At 59.4% G+C, this 24,706-nt stretch carries 20 protein-coding genes and 1 pseudogene; 7 read left to right on the top strand and 14 right to left on the bottom strand.

The window, feature by feature from the left end; genetic code table 11:
* Nucleotides 1-15 precede the first annotated feature (15 nt).
* Nucleotides 16-219 carry a cold-shock protein gene (locus AC0JZ4_RS21520; RefSeq protein ID WP_471888524.1) on the top strand — a complete coding sequence of 68 codons (204 nt, stop codon included), beginning with the start codon at nt 16-18 and terminating at the stop codon, nt 217-219.
* Between the two features lie 56 nt (nt 220-275).
* Here the strand turns inward: AC0JZ4_RS21520 and AC0JZ4_RS21515 are convergent, their stop codons facing one another.
* Nucleotides 276-893, bottom strand: a complete 618-nt coding sequence (locus tag AC0JZ4_RS21515) for an alpha/beta fold hydrolase (RefSeq protein ID WP_471889058.1) — start codon at nt 891-893, stop codon at nt 276-278.
* A gap of 11 nt (nt 894-904) precedes the next feature.
* On the bottom strand, nt 905-1,075 hold the full coding sequence (locus AC0JZ4_RS21510) for a lipase family protein (RefSeq protein ID WP_471888523.1): 171 nt from the start codon (nt 1,073-1,075) through the stop codon (nt 905-907).
* 314 nt (nt 1,076-1,389) lie between these two features.
* On the opposite strand from AC0JZ4_RS21510, the gene AC0JZ4_RS21505 reads away from it, so the two are divergent.
* The 3 genes from AC0JZ4_RS21505 to AC0JZ4_RS21495 all read left to right on the top strand — a co-directional run bounded on the left by AC0JZ4_RS21505 (nt 1,390) and on the right by AC0JZ4_RS21495 (nt 5,884).
* On the top strand, nt 1,390-3,969 hold the full coding sequence (locus AC0JZ4_RS21505) for an HWE histidine kinase domain-containing protein (protein WP_471888522.1): 2,580 nt from the start codon (nt 1,390-1,392) through the stop codon (nt 3,967-3,969).
* A gap of 86 nt (nt 3,970-4,055) precedes the next feature.
* Nucleotides 4,056-5,516 carry a PAS domain-containing sensor histidine kinase gene (locus AC0JZ4_RS21500; protein ID WP_471888521.1) on the top strand — a complete coding sequence of 487 codons (1,461 nt, stop codon included), beginning with the start codon at nt 4,056-4,058 and terminating at the stop codon, nt 5,514-5,516.
* The gene (locus AC0JZ4_RS21495) at nt 5,516-5,884 is read left to right on the top strand and encodes a response regulator (RefSeq protein WP_471888520.1); all 369 of its coding nucleotides are present in this window, start codon (nt 5,516-5,518) and stop codon (nt 5,882-5,884) included. The genes AC0JZ4_RS21500 and AC0JZ4_RS21495 overlap by 1 nt, the downstream gene beginning before the upstream one ends.
* A 213-nt stretch (nt 5,885-6,097) precedes the next feature.
* Here the strand turns inward: AC0JZ4_RS21495 and AC0JZ4_RS21490 are convergent, their stop codons facing one another.
* The 3 genes from AC0JZ4_RS21490 to vapB form a co-directional block, all read right to left on the bottom strand.
* A complete protein-coding gene (locus AC0JZ4_RS21490) occupies nt 6,098-9,580 on the bottom strand; it encodes a GAF domain-containing protein (protein WP_471888519.1) in 3,483 nt (1,160 codons plus the stop codon).
* A 368-nt stretch (nt 9,581-9,948) separates the two neighbouring features.
* Nucleotides 9,949-10,350, bottom strand: coding sequence for a type II toxin-antitoxin system tRNA(fMet)-specific endonuclease VapC (gene vapC, locus AC0JZ4_RS21485; protein ID WP_471888518.1), 402 nt, complete (start codon nt 10,348-10,350; stop codon nt 9,949-9,951).
* Complete coding sequence (gene vapB, locus AC0JZ4_RS21480; protein ID WP_471888517.1) at nt 10,350-10,580, bottom strand: type II toxin-antitoxin system VapB family antitoxin; 231 nt, start codon at nt 10,578-10,580, stop codon at nt 10,350-10,352. The genes vapC and vapB overlap by 1 nt, the downstream gene beginning before the upstream one ends.
* Before the next feature lie 410 nt (nt 10,581-10,990).
* On the opposite strand from vapB, the gene AC0JZ4_RS21475 reads away from it, so the two are divergent.
* Nucleotides 10,991-12,133 (top strand): Fic family protein, encoded by a 1,143-nt coding sequence (locus AC0JZ4_RS21475; RefSeq protein WP_471888516.1) that lies wholly within the window; start codon nt 10,991-10,993, stop codon nt 12,131-12,133.
* Nucleotides 12,134-12,411: 278 nt separating this feature from the next.
* On the opposite strand, the pseudogene AC0JZ4_RS21470 reads toward AC0JZ4_RS21475, so the two are convergent.
* The 3 genes and pseudogenes from AC0JZ4_RS21470 to AC0JZ4_RS21460 all read right to left on the bottom strand — a co-directional run.
* Nucleotides 12,412-12,626, bottom strand: a pseudogene (locus tag AC0JZ4_RS21470) (TetR family transcriptional regulator); the annotation flags it as partial.
* 129 nt (nt 12,627-12,755) lie between these two features.
* Nucleotides 12,756-13,895, bottom strand: coding sequence for an epoxide hydrolase family protein (locus tag AC0JZ4_RS21465; RefSeq protein ID WP_471888515.1), 1,140 nt, complete (start codon nt 13,893-13,895; stop codon nt 12,756-12,758).
* Between the two features lie 227 nt (nt 13,896-14,122).
* Complete coding sequence (locus AC0JZ4_RS21460; protein WP_471888514.1) at nt 14,123-14,512, bottom strand: limonene-1,2-epoxide hydrolase family protein; 390 nt, start codon at nt 14,510-14,512, stop codon at nt 14,123-14,125.
* A 436-nt stretch (nt 14,513-14,948) separates the two neighbouring features.
* Between AC0JZ4_RS21460 and AC0JZ4_RS21455 the strand changes: the two genes are divergently transcribed.
* Nucleotides 14,949-15,602, top strand: coding sequence for a TetR/AcrR family transcriptional regulator (locus AC0JZ4_RS21455; protein WP_471888513.1), 654 nt, complete (start codon nt 14,949-14,951; stop codon nt 15,600-15,602).
* 758 nt (nt 15,603-16,360) lie between these two features.
* Nucleotides 16,361-17,182: an alpha/beta fold hydrolase gene (locus AC0JZ4_RS21450; protein ID WP_471888512.1), complete on the top strand. Its 822-nt coding sequence runs from the start codon at nt 16,361-16,363 to the stop codon at nt 17,180-17,182.
* Between the two features lie 95 nt (nt 17,183-17,277).
* On the opposite strand, the gene AC0JZ4_RS21445 is transcribed toward AC0JZ4_RS21450, so the two are convergent.
* The 6 genes from AC0JZ4_RS21445 to AC0JZ4_RS21420 all read right to left on the bottom strand — a co-directional run bounded on the left by AC0JZ4_RS21445 (nt 17,278) and on the right by AC0JZ4_RS21420 (nt 24,688).
* The gene (locus tag AC0JZ4_RS21445; protein ID WP_471888511.1) at nt 17,278-18,234 is read right to left on the bottom strand and encodes a TroA family protein; all 957 of its coding nucleotides are present in this window, start codon (nt 18,232-18,234) and stop codon (nt 17,278-17,280) included.
* Entirely contained in the window at nt 18,231-19,280 is a 1,050-nt protein-coding gene (locus AC0JZ4_RS21440; RefSeq protein ID WP_471888510.1) for a FecCD family ABC transporter permease, read from the bottom strand. Before AC0JZ4_RS21440 ends, AC0JZ4_RS21445 begins: the two co-directional genes overlap by 4 nt.
* The gene (locus AC0JZ4_RS21435) at nt 19,277-20,305 is read right to left on the bottom strand and encodes a FecCD family ABC transporter permease (protein ID WP_471888509.1); all 1,029 of its coding nucleotides are present in this window, start codon (nt 20,303-20,305) and stop codon (nt 19,277-19,279) included. Before AC0JZ4_RS21435 ends, AC0JZ4_RS21440 begins: the two co-directional genes overlap by 4 nt.
* Nucleotides 20,298-21,134, bottom strand: a complete 837-nt coding sequence (locus AC0JZ4_RS21430; RefSeq protein ID WP_471888508.1) for an ABC transporter ATP-binding protein — start codon at nt 21,132-21,134, stop codon at nt 20,298-20,300. The genes AC0JZ4_RS21435 and AC0JZ4_RS21430 overlap by 8 nt, the downstream gene beginning before the upstream one ends.
* Nucleotides 21,135-21,145: 11 nt before the next feature.
* On the bottom strand, nt 21,146-23,539 hold the full coding sequence (locus AC0JZ4_RS21425; protein ID WP_471888507.1) for a TonB-dependent siderophore receptor: 2,394 nt from the start codon (nt 23,537-23,539) through the stop codon (nt 21,146-21,148).
* Between the two features lie 162 nt (nt 23,540-23,701).
* Complete coding sequence (locus tag AC0JZ4_RS21420; RefSeq protein ID WP_471888506.1) at nt 23,702-24,688, bottom strand: FecR family protein; 987 nt, start codon at nt 24,686-24,688, stop codon at nt 23,702-23,704.
* Nucleotides 24,689-24,706: the final 18 nt, after the last annotated feature.

Raw genomic sequence — 24,706 nt, 5'->3', positions numbered from 1 at the left:
CAGGAACAGAGACAGATGGCAACCGGTACAGTCAAATTTTTCAACGACGACATGGGCTTTGGCTTCATCACGCCTGAGAACGGCGGACAGGATGTCTTCGTCCACGTGTCCGCCTTGCAGCGTGGTAGTTCTCTGCGCGAAGGTGACAAGGTCAGCTTTGAGATTGGTCAGGATCGGAAAACCGGTAAGTCGAAGGCCGAGAACGTTTCCGTTCTGTGAACCCGGAATGGCTATCGCCAGCCTTCCACGAAGGAAAGGCTGGCGATTAACCTGAGTTAGATGGCTTGGCGATAACCAGTCACTTCCGCGCGTGCGCCGAATTGCTGCTTCGCCAGCCAGATTTCGATGAAGCTTGCCACCTCTTCCCAGCCCGGCTCGCCGCAGATGTAGTGGCTGCGGTTCGGGAACTCGCGGAACTCGGTGATGCTTGCTGCATCCCTGTACGCCTTGAAATTCTTCTCGTTGAGATCGGCCGGAATAATCTCGTCTTTCTCGCCGCCTACCAGAAGAAGCGGTGCGTGCGGCCTATAGAGATCGATCTTACCCGAGGCGCCCATGCAGTCGCGCAGGACGTTTCGGCTGCCGTGGGTCGCGGTCTTTTCGAATTCAGCCGCCGCCTGATCACCTGGCAAGGTATTGGCAAAGGCGCCATGGAAGGTTTTGGCATCCATGAAGACCGGATCGTGGCCCTTTAAGGGGTTCGCGATGATGGCGCTATTCTTGATGAAACCCCAGTCGAAATCGAGCATTCCATTCGGGGCAACGGACGAGATGGCGACAGCGCCGGAGACCAGTCCTTCGGCAAGGAGCTTCTGAGCGATCAGACCGCCAACAGAATGGCCAATAACCACGGGCCTGTCGCCGCCGACGGCGATCTTGATGCTCGCATAGATGTCGTCGAGGCTTAGTTTCCGAGCCCCGCCGGCGGGTTGTCCCGGAGCGACTTCGGATCACCATCGTGAAGCGGCCATGCTGGCGTCACACAGTCGTATCCCTTGGCGCTGAAATATTGAACCCAGTGCTGCCAGCTCTGCGGGTTCTGGAACATCCCGTGCACGAAGACGATCGTTGTCATTGATTTCCCTTCTCGGCTCACTTGAAGATGAATCTGCCCGGCGCACACTTGTTCCGGGTGGGCGACCACGCGGGTTATACAAACCGGATCGGGAACATCTTGACCGAAACTTGGTGACGGCCTCTCGCGCTAAGGAACAAAAGCGGCAGGATGGTAGTTACCTGCGGTCTTCTATCTTGGGCAAGCTAGCCGTCCGGTCCAATCCGAAGTCTTCGAGGATACGTATACAGCGTGGTCGGTCGTTGCCCTGAACGATCGATCGTGACAAACAGCAACGGCATTTTGCAAGCCATTTAGACAACAGGAATCTGCCGTTGAGTTACGATCGATCCACAATCGACCTGACAAATTGCGATCGCGAACCCATCCACATTCCGGGAACGATCCAGCCGCATGGCGCGATGATCGTGCTGGGCGAAGACGGACTGGTTTCATTCGTTTCTGACAATCTTGATACGTTCCTTGGAGACACCAACCGCGACTACGTTGGCGCCGAGCTTGCGGATGTCGTCGGAGCCAAGGTTTCGCATGATATCGCCAACGCGGTCACGCAGGCAGGGCCGGGACATATCGGCGGGGTCGTGCTGAAAGCAAAGCTTGCGGACGACCGGCACGCCGCTGACATCACGGCGCATCGCTACGAAGGGCGGACATTCCTGGAGTTCGAGACACCCGCGTCTGCCTACGACACGGAAGTCGCCTTGCACCTCACTCAGTCGCTTGTGCGCCGTGTTGACGGGCTAAAGGATTTCGACAGCCTTTTCCGAGCCGTTGCGCGTCTTGTGCGCGCCATGCTCGGCTACGACCGTGTGATGGTTTATCGGTTCCTGCACAATGGCGCCGGCCGCGTTGTCGCCGAAGCCCGCGATCCTTCACTGACCAGCTTTCTCGGCCAGCACTTTCCGGTCTCGGACATTCCGGTCCAGGCACGCAAGCTCTATGTGAAGAATTGGGTCAGAGTGATCGGTGACGCATCCTTCGTCCCAGTGCCCCTGAAGCCAATGATCGCCGATGGCGAGCCCCCGGTCGACCTGTCGCATGCCCACCTGCGCAGCGTCTCGCCCATCCATTGCGAATATCTTCGCAATATGGGTGTGACGGCGTCTATGTCAATCTCGATCGTTGTCGACGGTGAACTCTGGGGACTGATTGCCTGTCACCACAACACGCCGAAACTGCTCTCCATTCCCCTTCGAGTGGCGACCGAACTGTTTGCCCAGTATTTTTCGCTTCACGTCGCCTCCATTGAGCACCGCCAGCAGAAGGCTGCCGCTGTTGCCACCCGCAGCCGTCTTGATGCGATCATCTCGGGCGTCGATGCAAACGATCCCGTAGAATTAACGCTCCAAACTCGCCTCCGTGAATTTTCCTCGCTGATTGCCAGCGATGGAGCCGGGCTTTGGTCGCGTGGTCACTGGTCTTCGTTCGGCGTAGCGCCCTCGGAGGCTGCCGTGCCTCATCTGATGGAGATGGTTGCCGGGAAGGCGGGAAAGACCATCTGGGACACACAGGATCTCCAGACGGAGGCCGGAGACCAGCAGGAATACGGGACACGTGTCGCCGGGCTGCTTGCTATTCCGATTTCCGTGTCATCTCCGGACTATCTCGTCTTTTTCCGAAGCGAAGAGGCCCATCAGATTGAATGGGCAGGCGAACCGAGGAAGACAGAGGAGCTGACCGAGACAGGCATACGTCTATCGCCCCGCGGCAGTTTCGACACCTGGCGCGAAGATGTCCGTCATAAATCCCTGCCGTGGACCAATGCCGACCTCGTGGTCGCGGATGCAATCCGCAGCTATGTCAGGGACGTCATGCTCTCTCATAATGACGCGACCGAAGAGCAGCGCGAAAAGAACGAAAAACAGCGCAATCTTTTGAACTCGGAAATGACCCACCGAGTGAAGAATATCCTCGCGCTGGTCAAATCGATCGCGATCCAGACGGGCGCGAACGCGGAATCGGTCGATGACTATACCCAGTCGTTCGAGGGACGCCTGCGGGCGCTTTCCTTCGCGCACGACCAGTCCTTCGCTGGAACTGAGGGAGGCGAACTCCGCGGTCTGATCGAGGCCGAAGCGGGCATGCATCGTTTCAGCAAAATGCCCGATCGCATCGTTGCAGAGGGCAAGCCCGTCGGGCTGACCGAACGCGCGTTCGGTGTCGTCGCCCTTCTTTTGCACGAGATGATGACAAACGCTGCCAAGTATGGCAGCCTTTCGGTCCCTTCCGGTAAGCTCGAAATCTCCTGGCAAATCGAAGACGGTGATTGTCACCTTACCTGGGTCGAGAGCGGCGGTCCTGAAGTCGTGCCCCCTACCAGACGGGGCTTCGGCTCCAACCTGATCGAGAAGACGATTTCCCATGACCTCGGCGGCTCGGTGGTGATGACTTTCGCGCCTGAGGGTTTGAAGGCTTCGATTGTCTTGCCGGGAGATCACCTCCGCACGGTTTTAGAGCAGCACAAGGTTTCTGGAGAGACCATCGAGGCGATGGAGCGACCACTGGAGGGGCTTCGGGTTCTCCTTGTCGAGGATCAGTCATTGATCGCAATGGACACCGAGGAGCTCTTGCGATCACTAGGGGCTGATGACGTGGCGGTCGCCGCAAATGTCGCAGCGGCACTCCGTCAGATCTCCGTCGCTCCTCCGGAATGCGCGGTCCTCGATCTCAACCTTGGAATCTCGACATCGGAAGATGCGGCTCGCGAACTGTCGCGGCTCGCAATCCCGTATATTTTTGCAACCGGATACCGGGACAGCAGCACGATCCCCGAGGGATTTGAAGCCATCCCGGTTGTCCGCAAACCGGTGTCGGAAAGATCCCTTTCGGCGGCGTTGGGCCTTGCAATAGGCTCAGCTTCCCGATCGTCGTCCGCGGATCCAAAGATAGATTAGTACGTGCGGAACAACATCGCTGTGTCAGTGGTTTAAGCCGGATCGAAAAAAACTACCGGCAGAAAAAACGAAACGAAGGATCACACATGTCTCTGGCTAACCCGGATTGCGGTAAGCTTTTCCGCAATCTCGATTGGTCCGCGACACCGCTTGGAGCGCCAGAGACCTGGAGCGTGGAGCTGAGAACGCTTACCAACGTCATGCTCGGATCCCTGCAACCTATGCTCATCGTCTGGGGACCCGCGCAGATCACGCTCTACAACGACGGCTATGCGGCTATGTGCGGGCAACGCCATCCCCAAGCTTTCGGTCATCCGTTCCATGCTCTTTGGCACGACATCTGGGAACAGGTGGAGCCGATTATCTCTGCAGCCTACGCCGGACAGGGCACATCGATGGATGACATCGAGTTCGTCATGCATCGCAACGGATACCCCGAAGAAACGCATTTCGCCTTTTCCTACACGCCTGTCCGTGATCCCTGGGGCACCGTGCTCGGCATGTTCTGCGCCTGCACAGAGCAGACAGCGATCGTTGCCGACAGAAAGGCCGAACGCAGCCTGCGCGAGCGGTTCGAACGGGTTTTCGAATTAAACCCCGGAGGAATAGCGATCCTTTCGGGACCGGATCACGTCTTTCAATATGCCAACGAGGTTTACTACTCGATTATCGGAACTGGCCGCGAGATCATCGGGAAGTCGGTCGCCGAAGCCGTTTCGGAGGTGGTTCGGCAAGGTTACATCGACATTTTGGATGGCGTTTATCGAACAGGCGTCCCTTTCGTGGCGAAAAACCTGGAAATTGAACTAAATCGCGGAGCCGCGGGCGAGAAGCAGAACCGCGTGATCGATCTGGTCTACCAGCCGATGATCGAGGATGATGCTCGGGTCAGCGGTATTCTCGTCCAAGCCCTGGACGTGACGGAACTGCGGGCCGAACAGGCAAAACAGGATTTGTTGTCGCATGAGTTGGGGCATCGGCTGAAAAACCAGCTTGCCATGGTTCAGGCCATTGCCTCCCAGACGCTGCGGAATTCTGTCGATCTCGCAAGCGCACGCGCCAGGCTTTCGGATCGGATCGCGGTCCTGAGTGCCGCCCATGACGTCGTTCTTCTTGGCGGAATTGGCGCTTCGACTGTGACCCAGCTTGTCGAGCAGATGAGGTCGCTCCATGACGATGCAGCAGCTCCGCGAATTTCCGTATCGGGCACCGATATCAAGGTCGGCACTCGCCCGTCCCTGTCCCTGGCCCTGATACTCCACGAACTGGCAACGAATGCGGTCAAGTATGGCGCGTTGTCAACGCCGGATGGTCAGGTTGCGATCGATTGGGAGGTGGCCGGGAGCAAGTCAGATCGCTTCCAGCTCGTGTGGATGGAAATGGGCGGCCCGCCGACCATAAAGCCCGAGAGCGCCGGATCGGGTATGAAGCTGATCAAAGCTGGCCTTAACGGGACCGCCGACAGCCATGTTAGGTTTTCATTCGAACCGCAGGGGCTCGTCTTCAAGATCGATGCTGATCTGGAAGGGTTTCAGAGGGAGCACTGATGTACCAGCATCCTATCCTTGTGGTCGAAGACGACGGATTGATCCGATTGGATCTCGCCGATATCCTCAGCGACTATGGCTTCGACGTTCTTGAGGCGGGAAACGCCGATCAGGCGCTGGAGGTACTCGAGTCCGAAATCTCCGTAAAAGCCCTGCTGACGGATATCGACATGCCCGGCTCGATGAACGGTATTAAACTTGCGAACCTTACGTCATCCCGCTGGCCCGAATGCAAGATCATCGTCATATCTGGCCGGTACTCGCCGGAGCAGGGCAAGCTTCCCGAGGGGGCCCGTTTTCTATCCAAGCCAATCTCGGAACGCCAGCTGAGGTCCGCCTTGGCTGAGCTTGGGGTAAGCGCGGTCTGACTGGGTAGCGCCTCTTCCTAATAATCGAAAGTCATCCTCTGGACCTTCTCGGATACGAACCCACCTCGTCCGGTTCAAGCGGCTTGGATTTGCGCGATATTGTAGTGCCCGCAACAGTCTCACGCCCGAGATGGTAGCCATGAGGGTCACTCACCGTTCACGGATTTCAAGCTAGAGACCTGACGCAGCAATCATTTCAGTGAAGAACGGAGATTAGGCTGAGTTCTTCAGTTGCGCGAGGCTCGCCGCAAGCTCGTCTTTGCGAAATGGTTTTGTCAGACGTGGAAGATCTGGATCAACCCCCCTGCTCTCGGCATAGCCGGAAACGAGAAGAACGGGAATATCAGGCTTTGCGCCCCGCACTTCGCGAGCCAGGTCGGTACCGCTGATGCCAGGCATCAGATGGTCGGTTACGAGAAGGTCGAAGTGCTCGCCCGACTTGATCAGACGAAGTGCTTCGTCGCCGGAGGTGACCTCGATGACCGCGTAGCCTAGGTCGCTCAGCATATCCGCTGTGACCATCCGCACCAGATCCTCGTCGTCGACTAGAAGTGCGGTCCCGGATGTCTGTGGTAATTCAAGCGATCCGGTGGTGATGGCGGCGGCTTCTGGATTCGCGACGCTCAGCGGCAACCACAGCTCGACATTGGTTCCCAGTCCTGGCCTGCTCTGGATGGTGAGTCCGCCGCCAAGCTGGGACGCAAGCCCATGCACCATCGAGAGACCGAGGCCTGTCCCCTTCCCGACGCCTTTGGTCGAGAAAAATGGCTCGATTGCGCGCTCAAGCGTTGCCTCGTCCATGCCCGCTCCGGTGTCGGCGACGGACAGGCAAATATATCTACCAGGCCGAAGCTTGGTGCGATGGCCCGGTGTGACACTTTCCACTCTGGTTGAAATCCGCAGCGTTCCACCGCCTTCCGCCATTGCGTCCCGCGCGTTTACCGCCAGGTTCAGGAGCGCCATCTCGACCTGGTTCGGATCGGCGTTTGCCTGGGGCAGGTCTTCGGGCGCCTCCACAAGAACCCTGATCTGTGGGCCCGTGGTGCTCGCAATGAGGTCACCCATTCCGGCGACGAGCTTCGCGATATCCACCGGCACTGACTGGAGCGGTTGACGGCGGGCGAATGCGAGCAGCCTCTGAACGAGCGTCTTGGCCCGTTCAGCTGATTGCACCGCACCAGCGATCAAACGTTGCTCGCGCTCATTCCCCAGTCCCCTACGCTGGAGCATGTCAAGACTACCGACGATAGGCGTCAGCAGGTTGTTGAAGTCGTGGGCCACGCCGCCGGTGAGCTGGCCCATCGCCTCCATCTTCTGCGATTGCCGGAGCGCGTCCTGCGCTGCCTCCAGCTCAGCCTGGGCACGAACCCGGTCGGTGATGTCATATGAGGTATTGACGGCACCGATCAGCCGACCGTCGCGGTCGCGAAGCGCGTTGAAACGCACCTCGAAGGTACCTTTCTCCAAGGCCTCGTCGCCAAACGTGGCGTTCAAGAAAAATTCTTCGCCAGCGAGAGCGCGCGACCAATGGTTACGCACCTGCTCCTGATACGCGGGCATGCCTGCCAGCCTTTGCATGAGATTGTCGCCGACCCTGACTCTGAGGCCGTAAACGCGCTCGACAGCGTCGGCGTTGGCGCTGTTCAGTGCGAGGATATTGTAGTCCCGATCCATCACAAGAATGGATGCCGGAGAGCTCTCGACGACGTCGGCAAACACCTTGCGTTCGGCGAGCGCGTCTTCGAGCGCCGCTTGGCGGGCACTCTCCTCGGTCACGTCGCGTGTGATCGAATAGAGCTTGCCCCCTTCTGGCACCGCGACCCACGATAGCCACCGCCAGCCGCCATCCCGGTTCCGATAGCGATTTTGGAACCGCTTGACTGGCTCTCCCTTGCGAACGCATTCGAAGGCGGCGGTGCTTGCGTTTGCGTCGTCTGGATGGACAAACTGTCCGTAGGCCTTGCCCTCAATCTCGTCCGCCGACCAGCCGAGCGCCGCTGTCCAGGCGGGGTTGACCGTGTGGAACGTCCCGTCGGCCAAGTCGATCACAGACAGCAAGTCAAGGCTGTGTCGCCAGATCTGGTCGCGCTCTGCGCTTGTTTCGGCGACCCGCCGCTCTAGTGTGTCGTTCAGTTCGCGGAGTCGATCCTCAGCGCGCGCGCGTTCGATTGCCGCTCTGACGCGCTCAGCAACCTCGCGAAACAGTCCTTCCTCCGACGTCGTCCATGCTCGGGGCCTGGCGCTCTGCAAGGCCAACAAGCTGACCCAATGCTCGTCCTCGAAAAGGACAACATCAAGGTAAGCACCGACCTGCCTTTCCTGGAGCCCGGTACGCGCGTCATCATTGAATCTTGGATCTGCCTGAACATCGTCGACCTTGACGACCGGACACTCATGATAAGCGCGCAGCAGCTCCGGTCCGAACGCCGTAAGATCGTGTTCACCCACGATCGTGTTCACGCCGCGCGTGTAATCGCGCTCGATCTTCATGATGCTGCCGAAATACTCTGCGTAAAACACCCGACTGAGGTCGAACCGCTCGCCAAGTCGCTCGGCAGCCAGCGAGGCGATTTCGTTTGGCGTCTTTAGCAACCGCATTGCATCCGATAGCGCGAGCAGGAATGTCTGCCGCGCCTCGCTCTCGCGCAGGGTTGCTTCCGCATGTCCGCGCTCGATCGCCGTTGCAAGCTGGGCGGCCAGCGCGCTCAGCGCGTCGAGTTCTTCCGGCGAAAAGGGTTCACCTTTACGGCCAAACGAAACGGTGCCCAGCAAGTCGGCGCCGGCCAGCAGCGGCGCGCTGAAATACGTATCGAGGCCAAACCTCTTCAAGATCACAGCATGGGCATCGCCGGATGTCTGGATGTCAGTCACGTGCATTGCTGCGCGCTTGACGGCGACAATCCCGCACACGGTCTGGCCGAACTCAATCCGAGCTGCGGCTCGCTCCTGCTCCGGCGTAAGCCCCGCGGCTGCGATCAGCTTGAGCGCACCGTCGCCGCACTGGTAGTGAAAGGCTACGTCGAGGCCGAACTCTTTAGCAACGAGCAAGAAAAACGCTCGCACAGCCTCGACCTGATCGGCTGCACCGAGCAGGAATGTCGAGGCCTTGGCGACAAGCGAAAAGCGACGGGCATGCTGTTCGGCCCGTGCTCGCTCGGCCCGCGCGAGGATTTCCGATCGCTTGAGTTCAAGCCGCGCCATGGTCTGTTTGGCAAGCACCTCGAGCGCACGTTCCTGCCGCTCGGTAATACCCTGCGGCCGGATCTTATGATCCAGGACGCAGACCGTACCAAGTGGAAGGCCTTCGAGTGTCTCCAGGACCGCGCCTGCGTAGAAGCGCAGGCCGTCGGCGACATGGACCAGCGGATTGCCGACAAAACGATTGTCCTGGGTAAGGTCCGGCACGACGAGAACGCCTGGCTGCAGAATCGCGTGCCGGCAAATGGAAACGTCGAGCGGAAGGGTATCCGTGCCGATACCGACCTCCGCCTTAAACCACTGGCGATCGGCAGCGATGAAGTTAACCACGGCAATGGGGGCTTCAAGTATGTCCGCAGCCAGCTCTGCCACATCATCGAAAGCGTCTTCCCGGCCGCTGTCGAGTATGGCGTAGCGCTCGATAGCGGCCAGACGATCCGCCTCATCCCAATGCGGCACGGGAGGCGCCGTGTCGAGGCCGGATTTCAGGTCGTTCATGGGAAGACGTTCTCCGGTTCTGCCATTCTAATATGCGCTTGTGGACAATGCTGCAGCAGACGGTAGAAAGCTATTCAATAGTCGATGGGCCGATGGTCTTGTTCAAACACAACGTTAGGCGCTGGGTTCAGCTATTACCAGAGGTAAGCGCGGCGACTACGAAAAACATTCCTTCACTGCTGCGCACTGACCAGTCGCTTGCTCTGCCTCTTAGTACCGCCGACGCATGCCCAAAAGATCGATCAGGATGAGCGAAGCTACCGGAGGCTGCTGGATACTTAGGTCTTGATGGGATCGGAACCGCTAACCCGGTAGATTTCTGTCTAGCACAGTCAGATTGGACAATCAGTCAGGAACATCTCAGTGGGTTAGACGGTCCAGTCTTCGACGCGTAAGCCTACCACGCGATCAAACTCGCGGCAGTTGTTTGTGACGACGATCAACCCGCGCGACCGAGCGTGTCCAGCTATAAGTTGATCATATGGACCAATGGACGTTCCGTTTCGTGCAAGTTCAGCACGCAGCTGGCCAGTATGGGTCGCCGCTATCTCGTCATAAGATAGCACTTCCAGACGGGCAGCGAACCCCTCAACGACGGCCAAGTTGCGTTCTGGGCTAGCAGACTTCTCTGCTCCATATATCAGCTCCATCAGGCTGACTGAACTAATGCAAAGCTGACCGTGGTGGCGATTGAACGCATCTCGCACGTGCTCCGGTTTATTCTTGATGGTGGAGATACAGATGTTGGTGTCCAACATGTATTTCAACATCAGAATGCCTCACGCTCCTGCAACGCAGGCTGATCACGTTCGCTCATGAAGTCGGAAGTCGCGCCGTCGCCGTCAAACCAACTATCCCAGACTTCGCCGGCGGGGGCTATAATTCGAGTACGCCCAACCGCGACGATATCCACACGCTTCACATCGTCCGGAAGAGCGACTGCCTTCGGAAGCCGGATAGCTTGGCTACGATTACTCTGGAATATTGCACCCTGCTCCATGACATACTCCTCTGGGATCTACAGATGGGATATGCCAAAGTTAATGCGCAGCCAAGGATATGTCAATGGGATATACAAAGGCTTGCGTTGAGCTCTTGATGGGAACCGAGCCCGCGACATGCTAATAGAAAATCGTAATGTTTCTGGAGCATAGCCCACAGTAGGCTACTTACATTATTGATCCGCCGTCATCTTCATCCCCACGGACCGTTGTGAGTTCGGCTGCCTCGAAGTAAGGCTCAGTCAACGAGTTGCATTCCTCAAAGCTTGAGACATCAATCACGTGTGGCTGAGCCGGCGCGGTTTGGCGCGCCCAAGTTAAGACGAGTGCGGAGATTACGGATAACAATCTCCGCAATCATGCGGAGATTGGTCTTGCTATTCTCCGCAGATGAGCTCTATCGTGGGATATGACTTACATTTGGCAGTCCACACTATGGCCCAAGTTCGAGTGGAAAATTCACCGCCTCACATCGAGGATTGCGACCGTCCGCCTTGATCAAGGGCGACTTATTGGCCGCGTCGAGAGCTTGGGTTTTCGTACGCGCGAGGCGACATTTCTCCGAGCATTGACGGATGACGTCGTGAAGTCGTCAGCGATCGAGGGAGAACAACTGGACGAGCAACAGGTTCGATCCTCACTCGCCAGGCGTCTTGGTATCGACATCGATGGATTTGTTACTCCAAACCGTTCAATCGAGGGCATCGTGCATATCACGCTCGATGCCACGATCAATTGCGCGGAGCCACTTACGGCAGAGCGATTGTTCCAATGGCATGCGGCCCTGTTCCCGACTGGCCGCAACGAATGGGGACATAAGCTTCGTGTCGGCGATTGGCGTGACGACGCTGGCGGTCGTATGGAAATCGTTTCTGGTGCGTTTGGGCTTGAGAAAGTCCACTATATTGCTCCGCCGGCAGACCGCGTGGAAGCTGAGATGTCGGCCTTTCTTGAGTGGTTTAACGGATCGCACGAACTGGATCCCCTCATCAAAGCAGCGATTGCCCACCTCTGGTTTGTTGCGATCCACCCTTTCGGCGATGGCAACGGCCGAATAACTCGTGCAATAGCTGACATGACGCTTGCACGCGGTGGTGGCGGCGCGCAGCGGCTCTACTCTATGTCCGCAGCAATCGAGCGATCCCGCATCGGATATTATGAAGCTCTACAATCAATCACCAGCAAGGAAGGCCTCGACATCACAAGTTGGATCGAGTGGTTCCTCGATCGTCTGGGCAACGCTGTTGGCGAGGCGCTGCTGACCCTCGACAACGTCATGCTGAAGAATGATTTCTGGCAGACGCATGCTGCAAGCGACCTTAATCCGCGACAAGCGAAGGTCCTCAACCGGCTTCTAGAGGGAAATTTCCAAGGCAAGCTTACATCTACAAAGTGGGCAAAATTGACGAACGCATCCCAGGACACTGCATCTCGCGACATTGCAGACCTGATGGCGAAAGGCGTACTGCAAAAAGGCGAAGCTGGCGGACGCAGCACGGCCTACGAGTTGGTTTTAAACTTTTCTGCGAGCACCCCTCCTCGATCCGGATAACATCCAGCCGTCGGAGATGGTCGCAAGACCATATCTTCCGGGTAACCCGCTCCGCGGTCTTATCAGGAGGACTGTGGCCCTTGAATGGGGCAGATTGCCAGCCTATGGTCAACCGCTCTTGAAGAGAAACGAACTGTCGACCCCGTCTTTGAGGCCGCGATTTCGAGAGCGGAATCAGCGCCATAAGCGCCACGGGCTATAAATGATCGGGACCAACTGCGCCGGAAGGCTACGGACCGGTTGCGCTCTCGTATGTGTGACACGAGCGCCCGATGTAAAGCCGCCATGCTTGCCCGACCACGAGGTAGCAAGGGCGGCTGCGATCGCATGCGCGCGGCTGCGACGTCGGCCAGAAGATCAGCAAGGTCGCCCCAACGGCGGTAAATGGTTGACGGGATCACGCCGGCTTTTCGGCGATCATCGGCACTGTCAATTCGGCGCGATCCATCGCCGTTAGAAGTTCCTGCACGGCGCCGTGCACTGCTGTCTGGATCCGCGCACTACACCATCCTGCCTCTCTACATGGTCGGCGTGATCTTCATGCTCGGCGCCGAATTCAAAGCGGCGATCCTCAAATACAAGGCCTATTCGGTGGTCAAGCAGGTCGAGCGGCAGCGCACCTTCAAGAGCGCGCTCCCGACACCGTCGCGATAAAGGCGCGCAGGTCGGCCAGCATCAGTTCCGGCTCTTCCAGCGCGGCGAAATGACCGCCCCGCGGCATGTCGGTCCAATGCACGATGTTGTAGGTCTTCTCCGCCAATGAGCGCGGCGGCGGCAGGAACACCGGATCGGGGAAGGCCGCAAAGCCGGTCGGCACTTGGATGCGGGTGCCAGCCGGAAGCATCCGCGACTCCTCAAGCCGGCTGCCGTAGTAAATCCAGGTTGCAGTCACGAACGATGCCGGCGCGATGTAGAGCATGATGTTGGTGAGGAGCTCCTCCTCGGAAAACTTGCTCCAGATGTCCGGGTCGCCATCGGCGGTTGTCGGAAGATCGGCCCACTTGCCGAACTTTTCGAGTATCCAGCCCGCCGCTCCGACCGGGCTGTCGGCCATCGCGACGCCGAGCGTTTGCGGCCGGGTTGCCTGCTCGTGAAAGTAGGCGCCCTCCCGATCTGCAATCGCGGCCCGCTTGGTGGCGAAGGACTTCTCCTCGTCGGTCGTCGGAGTGGCATCCTCCGCACGCACGGTAATCATGTTGATGTGGATGCCGAGCAGAGCGTCCGGTCGATCATGCGCTGCCCAGACCGCGAGGGCGTGGCCCCAATCGCCCCCTTGAATGAAATACCGCGCGTCGCCGAACAGCTGGATCATCAGCCCATGTACGAGGGCAGCGGCTTGCCGCGGGCCGATCGGGCCCGTGATCGGGTTGGAGAACGCGAAGCCAGGAAGCGAGGGGACAACAACATCGTGCCCGTCCGCGGCGAGCGGCTCCAAGAGCCGCTCGAATTCGAGATACGAGCCCGGCCAGCCGTGGAGAAGCAGGATGGGAGGCTTGGAGCCGTCGCTCTTCACATGAACGAAGTGGAGGTGCTCGCCCTCCACGTCGGCCGTGAAGTTGGGGAGTGCGTTGAGGCGTCGTTCTACCGCACGCCAGTCGTAGCTGTCCCGCCAATAAGCGGTGAGCTGCTTGAGGTCATCAACTCCGACCCCCGCTGACCATCCCCCCGCATCCGGCAGCTGGCTCCAGTCATAAGCCTCGACCTTGGCTCTGATCGCAGCGAGCCGTGCGTCAGGGATGTTGATCGTGTAGGGTGAAATCATGATGTTCTCCGCCCAGACTGAGAGGAAACCGCTCTCTTGCGGCGAATTCCTAGAAACACCGCGTCATTTCTATTGATATCTGTGTTACGGGAGCCGCAGACCTGCCCCGGCGATCGTCGGGAAGACAGGTACGGCTCCCTTAGTCACCAAAACACCTTGCCTTCGATCGCGGCATGCCGGCGAGAACAACGCCGCCGCAGCTCCAAGGCGGCGGGTTTGCGATCTGGCTATTTCTTGAGAAGTGAGACCTGCCTCTCGAAGTCGGCCAGATCGAAATAGTCGCGCCAGACAGTGATTTCCCCGTTTTCCACGGTGACCGTACCCATAACCGGCAATGTGATCGTCGCGCCACTTTCATGGGTGAACACATCGATCCGCTCGTTGAGAACGAGATTCCCCGATGCCGCCATGTTGGTCACAGCCCAGTCCACACTGAATGCCGTTCCAATCCCGAAGTCCTCATGGAATTCGCGAACGTTGTCCCTCCCTATGATGTTGGGCAGCGGCACGTTGTCATAGAGGACGTCATCCGACAGCATCGCAAGGGCGTCCTTAATGCGATTTGCAGTCCAGTGGCCGAAGAAAGTGGTGGCGATATCGATAGGGTTGGTGGACATGGTTGCTCTCCAGAGAAGTTTAGGGAAACTTGACGAAATTGTCTGCCTGTGATGGGCGGCCAGGAAGCTGCGTGAGCCGGCCACCCATTGTAATGGGTTCAATATTCCACGCCGAAAACACAGAGCGTCCTAGAGGCAGGGCAGCTCAGGCTGAGTTGCGCAGTTGGCTGGCGTCACGTGCCGGTGGACGCCCAAAGATGCGCACGTAGTCGCGACTGAATTGCGATGGGCTGCCATAACAGGCTTGGTAGCCCGTACTAGCCGCGTCCATCTTGTCGCTGACCTCAGGCTCTGTGCCTCCTGCGTTCCCCTCGAACCGCAGTTCACAAGTGCGCGTCTCCCACACAGATCCATGACTTTTCCTTTTATGCAGTGATCGATGCACAAATAGGTAGCGGCATTGCAAACTACCGTCAACTGATTTATACAGCGATCGATGCAGAATAATGTTTCGATACCTCAAGCGAACTCACCGTCAACGCGTCCTCCACGCGGGCGACCGCGAGAGTTTGATCGCCAGGCTGCGCTTGCCGCGGCGACACGGCTCTTCTGGGTGAGGGGATACGAGGCGACCTCGATCGCCGACCTGACGGAGGCAATGGGGATCGGAACCAAAAGTCTTTATGCGGCCTTCGGTTCAAAGGATGCGCTCTATACCGAGGCCCTCCGATACTATTATACGACCTACGAGGGGTTGGTTTGGACCCGCTTCAGGGCTGCTTTAACAGGGAGGCAGGCCGCGCTGTTCTTTCTCCAGGACGAGGCGATCGCCATGACCGGTGGGGATCTCGATCTACCCCATGGGTGCATGTCAACGCTCGCGACCGTGGGCAGCGAAGGGCACTCCGAATTGGGCGAACTCATGCGAGCGACTCGTGCAGGCGGTTTCGATCTGCTCAAAGCGCGCTTCGATCAAGCGAAAAACGATGGTGATCTTAAGGCTACGGCGGACACGACCAAACTGGCGAGGTTCGTGCAGACAGTCCAAAGTGGGATGGCGATCCGTGCCCGGGATGGAGCGGACCGGGCCGAGCTGCACGATGTGGCGGAAATTGCGCTTTCCTGCTGGGACAATATCACCAACAACTGATTGTACCTTCGTGGCGAGGTCGACTGGTGCCTAAGTTCGCAGGCTTCCATATCTACCATTCAAGCCGGCGACGCCCCCCCCAGCATTGCGAGCCCTTGTAGCTGCGCTTAGAATCTAATGTGTTCTAACGCCTTAAACCGATACGAACCACTGCCCCGCCGTTCGCTGGCTAATTTTTGCAATGTTATCCCAAATCGACCAAACGTTTGCTCCTCATGCTGGAACTATCGTCGGGTTGGAAGGTGATCTATCTCGTAGTGCCAAGAGCAGGCAAGAGATATACACGCGGTCAAGCTCTTGAAAGGGATCGCACTCACGGCCGGTTTCACCGATCGAGAAAGGGTTGTAGACTTTTCAGCGGGATAGCTTTTGACTGAGGCCGCAAGTGCCGACGACACCTGCGGCCCAAGATTTCCCGATCCTGCTTGGTCGGATGGACAACGATGTCGTTGACAGTGATCTCGGGGGCTTGGTTCAGGGCGTAACGATACGCGTAGTCGAGGCGTTCTTAAGTCGCCTATCCCTCGGGGATCGCGCCGCTGACAGGGGCAAAGGTCCTAATACGACGGACAGTTCCGAAAACTGAATCAAAGATTCAATGCTTTTGGCAGGACTCGCCGATCAATCTCGGCCATGGTTCTTAAGCTTGGGTGTGTAGCGCAAGCATCCTCTTCAAACCGGAAATCGCAATTGCCTACATCGCGTTCTTCCCAACGGCCACCGGCTTGGCCCCAAATCCCGAATGAAGCGGATAACGAATGACCGAGATGCTCCAACTACCTTACAGCACGACAATAGATGGCAACGCCGTGAAATGGGGAAGAATTGGCAGCGGTCCGGCCTTGGTCGCCATTCATGGAACGCCATTTTCTTCGCAAGTCTGGCGCAAGATCATTCCTCACGTAGCTGATCGGCGGACCGTCTTTTATTTCGATCTCGTCGGCTATGGACACTCGGAAATGCGGGAAGGTCAGGACGTGTCTCTTGCGGTGCAAAACAAGGTCCTATGTGCTTTGTTCAAGGAATGGGGATTGGAAAGACCTGATATCCTGGCACACGACTTCGGCGGCGCCACGGCCCTCAGGGCCTATTTCCTTGATGGACTGCGGTACTCATCCCTGACAATCTTCGATGCGGTCGCCCTTGCTCCATGGGGATCGCCTTTCGTTCAGCATGTAAAGCTTCATCAGGCTGCGTTTGCAGGTATGCCTGACTACATGCACCGCGCGTTGTTGAAGGCTTATCTTCAGACATCCGCGCATCATCCGCTCTCGGAAGAAGCCTTGCTTGTCTACTCGAAACCATGGATCGGCGTGGTTGGGCAGGCTGCTTTCTATCGGCAGATTGCACAAATGGATCAGCAGTATACGGACGAGATAGAACTGATGTACCGGAAAATGGACTGCCCCGTCAGTATACTCTGGGGTGAAGACGACCAATGGATCCCGAGCCAAAAAGGCGCTGACCTTGCCGACTTGATTTCTGATGGCTTGATCGAGATGCTAGCTGCCTGCGGTCACCTCGTTCAGGAAGATCGACCAGAAGCCATAGTTGCGGCTCTTTTAAAACAGCTTAACTAAACAGCCGCCAGGCGATCCGTTACGACTAAGGTCTTGATGGGATGCAAACCTATCCTGCTACTTTACTATCATTCTTTTTCAGGCAGGCCGTCAGGTTAGCGAAGGGACGAGATGATGCCGGTGAGAACCGCGATGGCCATCATGCGTGCGGCATAGGTTGTCGACTTCGCTTCATCTCGCGGCAGGAAATAATAACGGCCCTCGCGGCAGGCGCGCAGGAACCGACAGTAGTCCGGCATCAGTGCCTCCATCCGCTTTTTCGCATCTCTCGCCGTCTCCTTGCGATCGTTGCGAAACGTATCGAAAATGACGTCGGCATCGAACTCGGGTAGTGCCTCCGGGCTGAACATGGCGCCGGAATTCTCAGCGATCGCCTCGGTCAGCTTCGGTGACGGAAAGCCTGCCTCTCGCAGCACCAGACCTATGCTGCCGAAACTTCGCTCGACGCTGATCTTTCGATCGGATGTCGCGGAAATCACAGAGACCACCGGCGGATTTTCGCCCGCCAGCATGCGCAACTGCTCGACCTGAGCCCGGTAGCGTCGGCGCAGGACGGCGAGCATCTCCTGGCGTCCCGTCAGCTCGGCCAGAAGATCGTAGACACCGTCCGGTCCACGCAGAATATCGTCGATGACGACAACTGGCGCGATCGCCTGCAGTTGCTCCGCCGGTGTCGGCCGTCCCTTCAACGTCACGATCAGATCAGGCTTGAGCACCGCGACGTTTTCCACGTCGATCGGCTGCAATCCGAGAAAGGCCATGCCGGTATTGTCGAAATCCAACCCGGTCAACGTCAGGCTGGATCGTAAGAAACGCTGACCGTCGCGCCCCAACCGGCCGGGACTGGCGACCGGAACCACGCCCAGTTCGAGCAGCGGCACGGTCAGGTCGGCGTCGTCCAGCGAAATGATCCGCAGCGGCCTGTCCGGAACCTCGACGGTTCGTCCCTCGTCATCAGTCATCACTCGGCCGAGCGCGGGCGCTACCGGCAGGATCAGGCCGAAGGAAAGCAGAAGGGCGCAAGCGGCGGCGCGATACCTTGTCGAATTCATAACGTATCCCTTCTTTGCCACATGAGCCCCAGAAAAAACGGCAGGCCGAGCACGGCCATCAGGATGCCTGCCGGGATCTGGACGGGCGCGAACGCCGTCCGGCCGACCGTATCGGCGGCAAGTACCAGAAGGCTTCCGATCACGGCGCTTCCGAGCAGAAGCGGCATCTGCGACGAGCCGAAGCACAGCCGTGCCAGATGCGGCGCGATGAGCCCGACAAAGCCCAGTCCGCCAACGACCGAAGCGCAGGCGGATGTCAGCAGGACTGAGGCCGAAAGCCGCGCCGCATTCAGGTGTCGCGTGCGAATGCCGAGGCCGACGGATGCCATGTCGCCCAGCATCGCGGCATCGGCGGATCGGGTCGTGGCGAGCAGAATTGCAAATCCCGCGATTACCCAAGGCAGCGCCAGCCGGAGGTCGAGCCACGACGCGGCGTGCAAACTGCCCCCAAGCCAGATCATCGCCGTCTGCACCTCGTTGATGGCCGCCATCGTCATGAACAGGGCGATGGCCGATGACAGCAGCCAGGAGACGCCGATGCCGATCAGCACGAAACGCAGGCCTGAGAGCGAACGGGCAATGCCGATAACGACGATCGCGGCGGCAGCCCCTCCGGCAAGGCCCAGAAATGGGCGCCAGAAGGCCTGTATCTGCGGGAAGAACAGCAGCATCGCAACGACGGTGATGACGGTGCCTTCCTTGACGCCTATCAAGCCGGGATCGGCCAAGCCGTTGCGTGTCGTCGATTGCATCGCAGCGCCCGCCATACCGAGTGCTGCGCCGCAAAGCAAAGCGAGGAGGATGCGCGGCAGGCGCAACTGGCCGATGACGACGGAGAGCAGCTCATCCTGCCCCGAACCGACGAGCCAGGTCAGCACGGACTGCACCGATGTCGGCGCACTGCCGATCACCGTGGCAGCAATCGCGCCGGCAACCAGATGTGCGGCAAGGCCCAGCAGTGCCACCAGCACCATGGGCCGGTAAATGAGGAAGGACTTGTCCCCACCGGTTTTTCGATATCCAGAGGCAAGGCGAGATCTGCTCATCGGACATGCCGCGCGACGAGGATAATGAAGAACAACGCCCCGACGGCGCCGGTGACGACGCCCGTGGCGATCTCCGCCGGCGCGATCAGTCGACGCGCCAGCATGTCGGCCACCAACAGCAGCAACGGCCCGCCGAACAGGCAGGCCAGGAACTGGAGCCGGATATTCTCTCCCATGACGCGGCGCACCAGATGCGGCACGATCAGGCCAATGAAGCCGATCGGGCCGGCCAGCGTCACCGCGGTGCCGCTCAGGACGGCCGCCACTAGAAGCGCTGAAATACGCGTCGTCTTGACATTGATGCCCAGACCCCGCGCCACCTCGTCACCCAGCGCCAGCGCCGCAAGCCTTGGCGCGAGCAGAAAGGCGGTCAGCACCCCGGCTGCGATCACCGGGACGGCGATGGCGATATTGTCCGACGACTGCACGGCGAGATCACCGGCCAGCCACAGCCTCAGATCCTGCAACGCCTGATCATCCACGAGCAGAAGCGCCGACGTGACCGACGATGCGAAGGCGGATACGATAACGCCGCTCAGCGTCACCTTGAGGGGTGTCGCACCGGTGCGGCCGATGCCTGAAAGCGCCAGCACGACCGCAAAGGCTGTAAAGGCACCGGCGGCGGCAATCGCCGGGCGGATCAGGCCGGCCGCATCGAGACCGGCTACCGATGTCGCGACCACCGCCAACGCCGCGCCGGAATTGAGGCCGAGCAGCTGCGGCTCCGCCAGCGGGTTGCGGATCACCGCCTGCATCAGTGCGCCGGTCAGCGCCAGCGCGCCCCCTACGAGGATGGCTGCAACCAGCCTCGGCATGCGAAACAGGAACAGCGCCTGATGATCGAAATTCGAGGCATCGTAGGCGGTCAGCGCCGACAGGATCGTCTCGGTGGCCATCGGCCGCGCACCGATGGCGATCGAAAAGAGGGCGGCACAGGCGACAGCGCATGGAAGGCTGGCCAGCACAAGAAGCCTGCCGGTCGGAAACCTCCCTTGATTGATCCCCGCAACCGCACCCTCAGTCATCCCGGCCTCCCTCTGCCGCAACCGGCAGTCTCGGCACGAAAACTGGCCTTGCCGTTCTCGGATCGACCAGCACATCGACGGCCACGTCGAAGACTGCTTCTATCGCCGTGGCCGTACACACGTCAGCGGTTGCACCCGCTCCATGCACGACACCTTGCCTGAAGAAAACCATTTGGTCGGCATGGGCAGCGGCGAGATTGAGGTCGTGCATGGCGATCACGATTGTCCGGCCATGGCAGCAGCTGAGGTTTTGCAGAAGCGCCAGGATTTCGAGTTGGTAACGCAGGTCAAGCGCCGACGTCGGCTCGTCGAGCAACAAGATGGGTGTTTCCTGTGCCAGCGCCATGGCAATCCAGCAGCGCTGCCGCTGGCCACCCGACAGTCCGCTGACCGGACGATCCGCGAAACCGCCAACGCCTGTCATGCCCATGGCGTCATCGATTGCCGCAAGATCGGCTGCACTCCACAAGCCAAGGAGGCCGCTATGCGGGTAGCGGCCGCGCGATACCAGTTCGAAGACGGTGATCCCTTCCGGCATGGGAGGAGATTGCGGCAGGATTGCCAGCCGGCGGGCAACGGCCTTGGTCGGCTGGCTCAGGATTGGCCGGCCATCCAGCTCGACCGTGCCGGATGACGGAGTGAGAAACCGCGCAAGTGCTCCCAGAAGCGTCGACTTGCCCGATCCATTCGGCCCGACAAGCGCCGTCAAACGACCCGGGACGATGGCGGCACTGACCCGCTTGAGGATTTCGGTCTTCCCATAGGAAAACGTCACGTCTCGGGCGGTCAGTGTCGCGGTTCCGGTCGGCTCCTGCGGGTGAGGCGTCACGTTCCGCAGTCTCAGAAGGTCGAGGAAAGCTTGAACGTCACCGCACGTGGCTCCCCGTAATAATTCTGGCGCTCGCCGTATCCGACCGACTGGTAATAGGTCTTGTCGAAGACATTGGTGACGGTCAGGCTGCCCTTCAGGTCCTCGTTAAACCTGTAGCCCAGTTGGAGGTCGACGACCGCGTATCCCGGCTGGCTGAAACGCGCACCCTCGTCGATGCGGTAGACATCGGTGAAGGCCCGGATGCCGCCGCCGATGCTGAGCCCTTCAAGCCGGCCTGTCGGCACGGTGTATTTGTTCCACAGGCGGAAGGAATGCCTCGGCGCCCGCGGTTCGAAGACGCCGCCGGAATTTTCGGGATCCTCCAGAAACTTGCTCGTCAGGTAGGTGTAACCGGCCGTCACGTCCCATGACGGCAGCAGCTCACCGCTGACATCCACCTCGAAGCCGCGGCTGCGCGCCTTGCCCGAGGGAAGTGAGTAGTCTTCGTCGGCGGGGTCGGTAACGGCGCGATTGCGATCCTCGATCTGGAACAGCGCAAAGCTGGCATACGCCGCGCCATCGAAGAGTTCGGTCTTGACCCCGACCTCGTATTGCTTGCCCTCACGCGGATCGATGACCTGATTGTCCCTGGTCACCGCATCCTGCGGCACGAAGATCGAGGCATAGGACGCGTAAATCGACGTCGTGTCGGTAATGTCGATTATGCCCGCGATATAGGGTGTGAACTCGGCATCGACCGAGGCTCGCGACGTCTCCTCGCCGGTCTGCCGGTCCGACGACTGCGTACTCCACCAACTAACGCGGCCGCCGGCGATGATCGTACCCCATTCCACCGGCTTGATCTGGGCCTGCCCATACATGCCGTACTGCCGGCTCTTGACCTGCTCGAAGCGGTCGAATTCGAAATCCGGCTCGGGGGTCGCGTAATCCCGGTCAAAGATATCGAACGGAACCTCGTCGCCGCGGGCGCGGTCCATCTGTTCGGTTGCCTTGTGGTAATCGGCGCCGAGCAGGACTTTCTGCTCCAGCCCGCCGACGTCGAAAGGAATGCTGACCGACGTATCTAGATTGAGGTTGTCTTCCCGGTCGATCCGGTGCTCCGGCAGAAGCTCGCTCATGCCCGTTACCGGGTCGACCGCCGCATTGGCAAAGGCGACCTTCCCATCGCGCTTCCGATCAAGATAGTTGGCGCTGAAATCCCAGATCGCGCCAGCATCGAACTCGTGCTCCACCTTGGCGAAGACATCCGTCGATCTGGTGCGGCTTCTATCCCAGTCGGCGCCTGCATAGGTGGACCGGGGGACATCGAGCAGGATACCGTCGGCATAGGCTGGCAAACCACGGGAGTTGCGTCCGTCGCCTTCCTGCCATGTCCCGCCGAGCGTCAGCGTGGTCCGGTCGGTAATGTCGAAATCGAGTGCTCCGTAGAGCAGCCTGCGATCGTAGTTGACCAGATCAATGAAGGAATCGCCCTTGTCCCAGGCGCCCACGATGCGACCGCGAATGGCTCCGTCATCGGTCAGCGGGCCACTGATATCCGCATCCACCCGGCGCTGGTTCCACGAGCCGACTTCGCCATCAATCTTGATCTGGCGCTCGTCGGTCGGCTTCTTGCGCACGAGATTGATGGTGCCGCCCGGCTCGCGCGCGCCCTGCAAGATGCCCGCCGGTCCTTTAAGGACTTCGACGCGGTCATAGATCGCCGTATCGAATGTGGTCACATCGTTATTGGCCGACATCGAGCTTCCGTCGACCTGCAGGCTGCTGGCGACGAACCCGCGGAACTGCAGTTCAGTGCGCTCGTTCACGTCGTCATTCTTGATCAGCGTCGCGCCATTGGTGGCACCGACGACATCCTGGACGCTGTTGAGATCCTGATCATCGATCTGCTGGCGCGTCACGACGATGACCGAGTTCGGGATCTCGCGCAGGCTCCGCGCCATCTTGCCGATCGTTACCGTCTCGGCCCGGTAAGAACCGGTTCCCTCCGTCGTCGCAGTAGCCGCCTGAACCACAATCGGCTCGAGCGTGGAGGCATCGGCTGCCGCATTTCCGCTGTCGGGGGCAGCTGCCGGATCGTAGATCTGGATCGTCCGGTCGTTGCTGAAACGGTAAGACAGCCCCGTGCCATCGAGAAGCGTGGACAGCGCCTGCTCGGCCGTCATGGAACCCCGTACGGGGTTCGCCGAGACCGCCATGTTCCGGTTTTCCCGGAAAACCACCGCAAGACCGGTCACGCGGCCGATATCGTTGACGGCCTGCGGGACCGACTTCGCCGGAATGTCGAAGCTGAACTGGCGTGCCGCTGCTTGTTGTGCCTGCACCAGCGAAACACCGCTGACCGTCGTCCACAAAACCGCGGTCAGAACCAGCCGCACCCCACGCATTCCATATCCCGACATGCCCACTATCCCCTACGCATTTGTCCCCGAAAGCGCGGGCGGCGTTCATGCCGCTGTCCTTGCTCTCCTGATACATTCACGTACGAGGCGGCCGATCACTGAACCCGGCATGGTGTATATTTTACGAGAATGTGATAAATAACTGCTATTAATCAGGAAAAATCAGGGAGCGACTACGGTGAAGCGGCTGGTCAGATGATGCACGCCAAACCCGACGCTTGCCTGAAGCGAGGCCAGCGCCGCGTCCGTATCGTCGAGCGAAAAGCTTCCAGTCACCCGTTCGTCGGCAAGGGTGGATGTCGCGATCACGATACGTCCACGCCGATACCGCGCGATCTCCTGAATCACATCGGCCAGCCGCGCGCGATAAAAGGTGTATCGCCCTCCCCGCCATGCCAGCGCATCATCGAGTTCAACGAATTGTGCGGCGGCCACGCCCTGTGGTCCGAAATTCACCTGCTGGCCAGGTTCGAGCGTAGTCGCGTCCGCATGTGCATCGGTTCTGACGGAGACCCGCCCATGCGCAAGCGTCACCGATCCGCCATCCGCGACCAGCCGGACGTCGAAGCCCGTTCCCAGGACCTCCACACGGCCACCCGCCGCCTCAACGACGAAGGGGATCGTGGAAGGGACAACTTCGAAGAATGCGCCGCCGCGGAGCAGCCTGATCCGCCGTTCTCCGGCCGTGGAAACATCAACCAAGGCACTATCGGCATCGAGCAGAACCGAGGAGCCATCCGCGAGCGCGACGGTCCGTCTTTCACCGCGCGCCGTCACGTAGTCTGCTCGCAGGTCTTGAATAAGACCGGGACGTTCCAGCCATATGGCGCCTGCCACCAGGGCTGCGAGGACGATGCCCAGGGTTCCGAGCCGCCTGCCTGTCTTGCGATTACGCCTGGCCCGGTCCATGGCATCAAGATAGACCGACAATTCGTCCGCCTCCTTGTCGGCCAGCCGCTTGCCGGGATTTTCCATGGCGTACCAGGTAGCCTCGATCGCCTGATAGGCCTCCAGGTGAGCTGGATCGGCATTCACCCATTTCTCGAACTCGGCCCGACGTGCTGCTGTCGGATCGGCGAGCAGGGAGACGAACCATTGCCTGGCCGTCTCTCGCAGTTCGGTAAACTCGTGGGCCTCGGGCGATGTCATGGGGGTCCGGAAAACTTG

It is taken from the genome of [Rhizobium] kunmingense (genome assembly GCF_977018605.1).
The sequence above is the reverse complement of the archived record's forward strand: the minus strand, read 5'-3'. Positions and strand labels throughout refer to the sequence as shown.

Excerpts from the sequence above, each read along its gene's own strand:
- AC0JZ4_RS21450 (WP_471888512.1), top strand. The coding sequence starts at position 16,361 with ATGACCGAGATGCTCCAACTACCTTACAGCACGACAATAGATGGCAAC.
- AC0JZ4_RS21475 (WP_471888516.1), top strand. The coding sequence starts at position 10,991 with ATGACTTACATTTGGCAGTCCACACTATGGCCCAAGTTCGAGTGGAAA.
- AC0JZ4_RS21420 (WP_471888506.1), bottom strand. The coding sequence starts at position 24,688 with ATGACATCGCCCGAGGCCCACGAGTTTACCGAACTGCGAGAGACGGCC.
- AC0JZ4_RS21490 (WP_471888519.1), bottom strand. The coding sequence starts at position 9,580 with ATGAACGACCTGAAATCCGGCCTCGACACGGCGCCTCCCGTGCCGCAT.
- AC0JZ4_RS21510 (WP_471888523.1), bottom strand. The coding sequence starts at position 1,075 with ATGACAACGATCGTCTTCGTGCACGGGATGTTCCAGAACCCGCAGAGC.
- AC0JZ4_RS21520 (WP_471888524.1), top strand. The coding sequence starts at position 16 with ATGGCAACCGGTACAGTCAAATTTTTCAACGACGACATGGGCTTTGGC.
- AC0JZ4_RS21460 (WP_471888514.1), bottom strand. The coding sequence starts at position 14,512 with ATGTCCACCAACCCTATCGATATCGCCACCACTTTCTTCGGCCACTGG.
- vapC (WP_471888518.1), bottom strand. The coding sequence starts at position 10,350 with ATGTTGAAATACATGTTGGACACCAACATCTGTATCTCCACCATCAAG.
- AC0JZ4_RS21465 (WP_471888515.1), bottom strand. The coding sequence starts at position 13,895 with ATGATTTCACCCTACACGATCAACATCCCTGACGCACGGCTCGCTGCG.
- vapB (WP_471888517.1), bottom strand. The coding sequence starts at position 10,580 with ATGGAGCAGGGTGCAATATTCCAGAGTAATCGTAGCCAAGCTATCCGG.
- AC0JZ4_RS21440 (WP_471888510.1), bottom strand. The coding sequence starts at position 19,280 with ATGAGCAGATCTCGCCTTGCCTCTGGATATCGAAAAACCGGTGGGGAC.
- AC0JZ4_RS21435 (WP_471888509.1), bottom strand. The coding sequence starts at position 20,305 with ATGACTGAGGGTGCGGTTGCGGGGATCAATCAAGGGAGGTTTCCGACC.
- AC0JZ4_RS21445 (WP_471888511.1), bottom strand. The coding sequence starts at position 18,234 with ATGAATTCGACAAGGTATCGCGCCGCCGCTTGCGCCCTTCTGCTTTCC.
- AC0JZ4_RS21495 (WP_471888520.1), top strand. The coding sequence starts at position 5,516 with ATGTACCAGCATCCTATCCTTGTGGTCGAAGACGACGGATTGATCCGA.
- AC0JZ4_RS21425 (WP_471888507.1), bottom strand. The coding sequence starts at position 23,539 with ATGTCGGGATATGGAATGCGTGGGGTGCGGCTGGTTCTGACCGCGGTT.
- AC0JZ4_RS21500 (WP_471888521.1), top strand. The coding sequence starts at position 4,056 with ATGTCTCTGGCTAACCCGGATTGCGGTAAGCTTTTCCGCAATCTCGAT.
- AC0JZ4_RS21455 (WP_471888513.1), top strand. The coding sequence starts at position 14,949 with ATGCAGAATAATGTTTCGATACCTCAAGCGAACTCACCGTCAACGCGT.